At 68.5% G+C, this 7,200-nt stretch carries 6 protein-coding genes; all 6 read right to left on the bottom strand.

The genetic code is table 11. From position 1 onward, the window contains the following. Positions 1-915 precede the first annotated feature (915 nt). A complete protein-coding gene (locus DSM100685_RS10570) occupies positions 916-1,707 on the bottom strand; it encodes an isoprenyl transferase (protein WP_152351295.1) in 792 nt (263 codons plus the stop codon). A 5-nt stretch (positions 1,708-1,712) separates the two neighbouring features. Continuing rightward, complete coding sequence (gene recO / locus DSM100685_RS11235) at positions 1,713-2,660, bottom strand: DNA repair protein RecO (protein WP_420837387.1); 948 nt, start codon at positions 2,658-2,660, stop codon at positions 1,713-1,715. 82 nt (positions 2,661-2,742) lie between these two features. Then, positions 2,743-4,458 (bottom strand): alpha/beta hydrolase family protein, encoded by a 1,716-nt coding sequence (locus DSM100685_RS10555; RefSeq protein ID WP_420837388.1) that lies wholly within the window; start codon positions 4,456-4,458, stop codon positions 2,743-2,745. A gap of 84 nt (positions 4,459-4,542) precedes the next feature. Next, positions 4,543-5,757 (bottom strand): flavodoxin-dependent (E)-4-hydroxy-3-methylbut-2-enyl-diphosphate synthase, encoded by a 1,215-nt coding sequence (gene ispG / locus DSM100685_RS10550; protein WP_240811907.1) that lies wholly within the window; start codon positions 5,755-5,757, stop codon positions 4,543-4,545. Positions 5,758-5,759: 2 nt separating this feature from the next. Then, positions 5,760-6,938, bottom strand: a complete 1,179-nt coding sequence (gene dxr / locus DSM100685_RS10545) for a 1-deoxy-D-xylulose-5-phosphate reductoisomerase (protein WP_163201161.1) — start codon at positions 6,936-6,938, stop codon at positions 5,760-5,762. A 42-nt stretch (positions 6,939-6,980) separates the two neighbouring features. Next, the coding region (locus tag DSM100685_RS10815) for a hypothetical protein (RefSeq protein WP_170285006.1) at positions 6,981-7,200 on the bottom strand (220 nt) is incomplete at its 5' end.

Genomic DNA, 7,200 nt, shown 5'->3' with positions numbered 1-7,200 from the left:
TACTCATACACGGTCAACAACCGACGGTCCGTCAACCATGCCCCAGGACACATGTAAACCATGTCCCAGGAGACACCGTCAACCATGCCCCGAGACATGCGTCAACCATCCGCTGAGACTAGACACCTCGAATCGGGGTTCCCGAAGGCCCGATTCGCCGTCAAATGTTCCAACCTGCGATTTCGGGGGCGCAAATTGGAACGAATGACGGTAAACGCGGGCGAAGGATCACGGGCGAACGGCAAACGAACCGGTCAGTCGGCGGAATCACTGTTGCTCGGCCGCTCCGCGATCACCGCGTTGGCGGTGTCTCGCGCTCAGGCGGCCGTACGTCATCTCCCGCTTGACAGCGCGGCGCCATCGCCCGTCCCATGTGTTTGCCCAATTTGCGAGTGGCAGATTGCAACACTGGGCAGAAACGGAGGATAAGCACCCCGTCAGGCGCTCCCGCATCACATATTTGCCCAATCCGGCAATTTGCACGGACGGATTGGGCAAAATACGAAGGACAGGGGGCGAAAGGCGCGGTGCGGCGTCAAACGCATAAGGGTCCCGGACGTCCTCGGCGTTTGATGTCCCGCAATTGGGGACCGATCTGACGGGCCGGGCTTAGCATCACTTCGCCGCGCGAGCATGGCGCGATGAGGCGGCAAACGACGCAAAGTACGGTGGGCATTATGTTCGGCGCTTGACGTCCTGCAATTATTGACCGGCCTGACGGCCGGGCTCAACATCACCTCGCCGCGCGAGCATGGCGCGGCTCGGCGCGACCAAACGAAAAGTCCACCGGACTTTCCGTCACTTGGCCAACGCCTGCAATTATTGACCGGCCTGACGGCCGGGCCCAACATCACCTCGCCGCGCGAGCATGGCGCGGCTCGGCGTAAAGCGACGCAAAGCCCACCGGGCTTTGCGCTATCGCTTTACGCCCCCAAACCGCCGATCGCGGTGGATGTAATGGTCGATGGAACGCCACAGGACCTCGCGGCCGCAGTCGGGGAACAGCTCAGGCACGAAGTCGAGCTCGGCGTAGGCGGCCTCCCACGGCAGGAAGTTGGAGGTGCGCTGCTCGCCGGACGTGCGGATCACCAGATCGCAGTCGGGGATGTCCGGGTTGTACAGGTGCTCGGCGATCATCTTCTCGGTCACGCGGTCGCCCTTGATGCGGCCGGCGGCCACGTCGCGCGCGATGGCGGCGCAGGCGTCGGCGATCTCCGCGCGACCGCCGTAGTTGATGCAGAACACCACGTCGATGGTCTTGTTGTGCTTGGTGCGCTCCATCGCCACCTCAAGCTCGTCGATCACCGACTTCCACAGCTTCGGGCGGCGGCCGGACCAGCGCACGCGCACGCCCCACTCGTCCATCTGCGCCACGCGGCGGTGGATGATCTCGCGCGAGAAGCCCATGAGGAAGCGCACCTCCTGCGGCGAGCGCTTCCAGTTCTCCGTGGAGAACGTATACAGGCTCAGGTAGCGCACGCCCGCCTCGATCGCGCCAGCGATGGTGTCGAACACCACGGGCTCGGCGGCCTGATGCCCGTCGGTGCGGATCAGCCCGCGCTGCTGGGCCCAGCGCCCGTTGCCGTCCATGATGACGCCCACGTGGCGCGGCACCTTGTTCTTGGGGAAGTCGGGGATGATCGAGGGGTTGCTGAACGGCGCCGCGGGGATGTCCAGCGACGTGTAGTCGACGTTCTCAAAAGCCATAACCGCTAATCTAGCAAGCGCAGTGAACGAATCGGGCGTTCGAGGTAGTACGCGCCCCATTCCTCGACGATGTGCCGCGTCTGCGCGTCAAGTTCCGCCGGGTCGAGCACGTCCCAGTCGCCGTCCACGAGCGCGCGCAGCTGGTCCAGCACGCCGGACTGCAGCCGCCGGGATTCGGGGGTGTGGTCGACCGCGCACATGAGGCCGCCCGCGGGCACGGAGAAGTACGCGTCCGCCAGCGGGGAAGGTGCCGACGACGGCGAGGACGGCAGGGCGTCCGAAATCGTCGAGGCCACAGGAGCCGCGGCGACGCCGACCACGCCCGGGACGCGCGGCGCGCCCGAACCTCCAAAATCCCCCGGAAGGTCCAGCATGCCCTGATCGGCCCGCTCCCCCGCGCCGCCGCTCTCCAGTCCGTCGCCCGCCGGTCCGTCCGTGGCAGCCCCCGCACCCGCCGCAACGCCCAGCACGCGTCCGCACACCACGCAGGAGACGAGCCTCGGGCTCCAGCCGGCCAGCGCCAGCGCGCGCAGCACGTAGGAGTCGCCCACCGCCTCGGGCCGGTGCGCCCCGCGTGCAAGGGCCGCCAGAGCCGCGATGAGCAGGCGGTACTGGTCCGGCGCCGGCTCGCGTTCGGCGGCCATGATGCGGTCGGCCGTCTCCACGATCACGCTGGCGGCGGTGTAGGCCGCATAGTCGGCGACGATCCGGTCGGCGTAGGCGGCGATCGTCTCGGCCTGGGAGACCACGTCGAGCGAGCGGCCGGTGTTGATGAGCACGTCGGCGCGCATGAACGGCTCGAGCCGCGCGCCGAACCGCGACCGGGCGCGCCGCACGCCCTTGGCCACCGCGCGCACCTTGCCGTGCCCGCGGGTGAACAGCCACACGATGCGGTCGGCCTCACCCAGCTTGGCGGTGCGCAGGACCACGCCCTCGTCGCGATACAGCGGCATCCTCCGGCCTCCCAACGATCAGAGATCAGCGAACCAACGGCCAATCAGCGGATCAACGAACCGACAATTGACGATCGGCGAATCAGTAGATGAACATGCCCCAGAACGCGAACACCAGCAGCACGCAGAGCATGGCCGCGGCGGTCACCCAGAACAGGACGCGGGCGAACCGCGTGGTGGCGATGATCGGCTCGCGCACGTGCCGCATGAGCTCGCGGCCCTTCATCCGCGTGTAGCCGCGCACCTGCGCCACCTCGATCAGGCGGGCGAACACGCGCGCCCACGCCCACACCACGGCGGTGCACACGAACTGGATCACCGGCCAGCTCCAGTACACGATGTCCGGGCTGGCGGGCGCGGCGCCCCACACCAGCGAGACGATCTCCATGACCACCTGCGCGAGGCCCGAGCCGAACAGGTAGAGCACGGCGAGCGTGGTGAGGAACAGCACGGCGAGCACGTTGCCGAACCCGTGCAGGAACCCGAGCGCGGAGCCGCGCCAACGCCTGTGCCGCCTCAGATAGACGAGCCGGCGGACGAGCGCGGCGAGCCACAGCAGCCCGGCCGCGAGCAGCAGCGTCACGGCGGCGACGTGCAGGATCACCATGTAGAACGTGAGCGTGCGGTGGCCGTACAGGTCCTGCGGCACGGCGATCGACTGGTAGATGTCCGCGCCGGCCACCCTGACGTCCGTCTGCGTGAGCCCGCGGGTCTTGCCGACGGCCCAGTCGACCATGTCGTCCTCGAAGTGGTCGGCGAGCTTGGTGTCGCCGTCCTCCTCGTCGCCGATGCGCAGCACGTGGTTGCCGACCGGGTAGTCGCGCACGGTCACGTCCCAGTTGCCGGCGGCGTGCGCGCGGTCGAAGATGCGCTCGGCGCCCTCCACCTGCGCGGTCATGACGTCCTTGGAGCCGTAGGCCACGAACGTGGGGATGGCGTAGGCGCGCGGCAGGTCGGTGTCGATGTCGAAGTTGGTCAGGCCGAACGCGCCCAGATCCGCGGAGAAGACGCGCCGGACGATGGACTGGTAGCCGGGGTTGGCGCCCACGAGCGCGAAGTCCTGCGCGGCGAGGAAACCCAGCGAGTGCCGGGGCGTGTGGACCATGGGCGAGACGAGGATCTGGAAGGCGATGCGCGGGTCCTTCTCCAGCAGGAACGCGGAGATCCACGTGCTTTCCGACGTGGCGTAGATGCCGATCCTGTCGCCGTCCACATTCGGCAGGGCGCGCAGGTATTCGGCGGCCTGCTCGTAGGCGTCCGCGGAGGCCGGGTAGTCGCGCGTCACGTCGTTGGTGCTCCACACGGGCTTGTCGATGGCGATGGTGGCGAAGCCGGCGGACGCGAGGTCGTCGCCCACGTCGACGAACCAGTCCTTGGCGAGCCCGTAGCCGGCGCCGTGCATGAAGACCACGCCGGGGATCTTGCCGCCCGTTCCCTCCGCGCCCTTGGGCATGCGGACCACGACGTGCAGGCTTTCGGTCTCCCCCGTGGACGCGCGCGTGACGGTCATGTCGTCCTCGCGCACCTCCACCTCGTAGTCGCCACGCTTGGGCAGCGGCTCGCCCGTGGGGTTCTCAAAGGTGACGGAGGTGTCCGCGGACAGGCTTTCGAGGGTCTGCCCGGTCGGCTCGTTGTCCCACGGGATGTTGGACAGGTTGGAGACGGTGACGAGCAGGCCGAGCAGCATGATGAAGATCGGCAGGCTGGTGAGCACGCGGCGGCGCGGGGTCCACGGCTCCTGCGGCGCATCGCCGCGGCGCGACGTGGACGCCTGCTTTGCTGTAGCTCCGTCATGCATCGACACGCCCGCCATTCTAACCGCCCACGCCGGACGGATTTGCCGACGGCGTAGGCTTGCGGAGCTTCAGACGGCCGGACGGTCTCAGGCCGCCGCGCGGTTCGGATGCTGGATGGGGATGACGACCGGGCCGGTCTGCGCGCCGGACGCGCCGGCTCCCGCGCCCGTGCCGTCCGCCTCCATCTGCGCGGCGATCTCCTGCGCCTTGGTGAGCAGGGTCTCCACGATCCTGTCCTCAGGCACGGTCTCGATGACCTTGCCCTTGATGAAGATCTGGCCCTTGCCGTTGCCGGACGCCACGCCGAGGTCGGCCTCGCGCGCCTCGCCCGGACCGTTGACGATGCAGCCCATGACGGCCACGCGGATCGGCGCGGTGACGCCCTTGAGGCCCTCGGTCACGGCGTTGGCGAGGTCGATCACGTCCACCTGCGCGCGTCCGCAGCTCGGGCAGGAGATGATGTCGAACTTGCGCTTGCGCAGGCCCATGTACTCGAGCAGCTTGCAGCCGACCTTGACCTCCTCGACGGGCGGGGCGGACAGGGACACGCGGATCGTGTCGCCGATGCCCTCCGCGAGCAGCGCGCCGAACGCGAGGCACGACTTGATGGTGCCCTGCCAGGCGGGACCGGCCTCGGTGACGCCGAGGTGCAGCGGCCAGTCGCCCTTGGAGGCGAGCAGGCGGTAGGTCTGCACCATGGTGATCACGTCGTGGTGCTTGACGGAGATCTTGAAGTCGTGGAAGCCCACGTCCTCGAACATGTGCGCCTCCTTCAGGGCGCTGGCCACGAGGGCCTCGGGGGTGGGGCCGCCGTACTTGGCGTAGAGCTCCTTGTCGAGCGAGCCGGCGTTCACGCCGATGCGCAGGGAGATGCCCGCGTCCGTGGCGGCCTTGCAGATCGAGGGGCCGACCTCGTCGAACTTGCGGATGTTGCCCGGGTTCACGCGCACGGCCGCGCAGCCGGCGTCGATCGCCTGGAACACGTACTTCGACTGGAAGTGGATGTCCGCGATGACGGGGATGGGCGACTTGGCCACGATCGCCGGCAGCGCGTCGGCGTCGTCCTGGCTCGGCACGGCCACGCGCACGATGTCGCAGCCGGCCTGCGCGAGCTCGCCGATCTGCCGCAGCGTGGCATTCACGTCCGCGGTGAGGGTGTTGGTCATCGACTGTACGGAGATCGGCGCGCCGCCGCCCACCGGCACCGGTCCGACCATGATGCGGCGGGACTTGCGGCGCGGGTGCAGCGGCGACTCGCCGTACGCGGCGTCGCCGGTCTTGCGGAATGAGGAATCGTTCACTGTCACTCAGCCTTGTCTATCAGACGATCGGCGCGCTCGCGGGCCTCACGCTCCACCTGATTCATTTCCTCCACGGATGCGAAGCGCGGATTGCCCCTGAGCTCCGCGTCCATGCCGTCGAGCACGGCCTTGACGGTGTCCACGATGCCCAGATACGGCAGACGGTGGTCGAGGAACGCGTGCACGGCCTGCTCGTTGGCCGCGTTAAGGACGGCCGTGTGCTTCTCCGAGGCGGCGAGGCAGTGGCGGGCGAGGCTCACGGCGGGGAACGCCTCGTCGTCGAGCGGCTCGAACGTCCACTCGGCGGCCTTGGTCCAGTCGCACGGCTTGGCCACGTTCGGCAGGCGGTCGGGCGCGGACAGGCCGAGCGCGATGGGCAGGCGCATGTCCGGCGGGGAGGCCTGGCCGATCGTCGCGCCGTCCACGAACTCGACCATGGAGTGCACGATGGACTGCGGGTGCACGGTGACGGCGATGCGCTCGGGCGGGATGTCGAACAGGCGGCTCGCCTCGATCACCTCGAGGCCCTTGTTCATGAGGGTCGAGGAGTTGATGGTGACGACCGGGCCCATGTTCCACGTGGGGTGGTGGAGGGCCTGCTCGGGGGTGATGCCGGTCATCTGCTCGCGCTTCCAGCCGCGGAACGGGCCGCCGGACGCGGTGACGATGAGCTTGGCGACCTCGCCGTGCGCGCCGGAGCGCAGGGACTGCCAGATGGCGGAATGTTCGGAGTCCACCGGGTTGATCTGGGCCGCGCGCACCTGCGAGTCGAAGAGCAGGTGGCCGCCGGCCACGACGGATTCCTTGTTGGCGAGGGCCAGCTGCGAGCCGGCCTTGAGGGCGGCGATGGACGGTTCGAGGCCGATGGAGCCGGTGATGCCGTTGAGCACCACGTCGGCGCCGGCGCCCGCGAGGTCGATGACGGCCTGCGGGCCGGCGGTCACCTCGGCGTCCTTCGCGCCGGCCGCGTCGAGGGCCTCGCGCAGTTCGCCGGCCTTGGACGCGTTGAACAGGGCCACGTGACGGGCGTGGAAGCGCGCGGCCTGCTCGGCCAGCAGCGCGATGTGCGAGCCGCCGGCGGCGAGGCCGAACACCTCGAAGCGCTCCGGATGACGGGCGATCACGTCGAGGCCCTGCGTGCCGATGGAGCCGGTGGACCCCAGCAGCGTTACCGTTTGCACCTTGTTGGTTGCAGTATTTTCGAAGTCAGACACGACTCCAGATTAGCGAGACTGCTGGTCGCCGTCCTTCTTGGGGGTGTCGATGACGCCGGTGCCGTCGTCGCTCAGGGACGGGAAGGACAGGTCCGGGATGTCCAGATCGATCTTCGGGAACGACGTGTCGTTGAGCAGGTTGGCGAGGTACTGGTCGCCCTCGTCGAGCGGCTTGGACTCCTTCTTGGCGGGCTCGGCGGCGTTCTCAGGGCCGAGGAGGCGCGGGAAG

Source organism: Bifidobacterium avesanii (assembly GCF_009299475.1).
GTDB classification, from domain to species: Bacteria; Actinomycetota; Actinomycetes; order Actinomycetales; family Bifidobacteriaceae; genus Bifidobacterium; species Bifidobacterium avesanii.
This window is presented reverse-complemented; position numbering and strand designations above follow the sequence as displayed.